This window comes from Arcobacter sp., assembly GCF_050300555.1.
GTDB lineage: Bacteria > Campylobacterota > Campylobacteria > Campylobacterales > Arcobacteraceae > Arcobacter.
Genome location: NZ_JBNKXY010000112.1, coordinates 1 through 782 on the forward strand (window position 1 = coordinate 1; position 782 = coordinate 782).

At 43.9% G+C, this 782-nt stretch carries 1 protein-coding gene; it reads right to left on the reverse strand.

What is annotated here, in order from left to right:
• Positions 1-71: 71 nt before the first annotated feature.
• Complete coding sequence (locus tag ACQY5W_RS13090) at positions 72-461, reverse strand: chromo domain-containing protein (RefSeq protein ID WP_428025417.1); 390 nt, start codon at positions 459-461, stop codon at positions 72-74.
• Positions 462-782 lie beyond the last annotated feature (321 nt).

A 782-nucleotide genomic window follows, 5' to 3' on the forward strand; every position in this document is an offset into this window, starting at 1 on the left:
AAAATCTCTTCCCGAGATTTGCAAAGGAGAAAGGTTCCAAAAGGGACAGCGAACAGTCGCACGTTCCCTCTCTACGGCAACTCGAAGTCTGGATGGCGAGAACGGAGGAAATCTTCACTCTCCCATGTTGCTTCTTCTTTTGTATGGTTGCTCCATTGGATCTTGTAGAATTTGATCGTCTTACGCCTTGTGACACGACTCTTTTGATCCAATATCTTGATCGGATGTTCAGGATGTGTCAAATCCGTGTCGAGCGGTGCCACTAACGGTAATACAATATCCACGGGTGGCTTCAAACACTTCTTTAGCTGAGATACGTGGAAGATGTCGTGAACTCCTACCAATGATGGTGGTAACTCCAACTTGTATGCCATCTTCCCACACTTCTCAAGAATTGGAAATGATCCAATATAATGAGGTGATAGCTTCCCTTTCACTCCAAATCTCTTCACACCCTTCATTGGCGAAACCTTTAAGTACGCGTGGTCTCCAACCTCAAACTGTAAAGGTCAGCATCTCTTATTTGCATAGCTCTCTTGACATGACTTTGCAGCTTTTAAGTTGTCTTGAATACAACGTACTATTGCTTCGGCCTCCTCAACAATGTCTACACCAAATATAGCTTTTTTCTCCTGGCTCAATCCAATTGACCGGTGTGCGGCATTGTCATCCATATAATGCCTCGAATTGTGCCATTTTCAAACTTTTTTGGTAGCTGTTATTGTATGAAAACTCAGCCCATGGCAAATTCTTATCCCCACTACCAGGATGTTCCATCACGC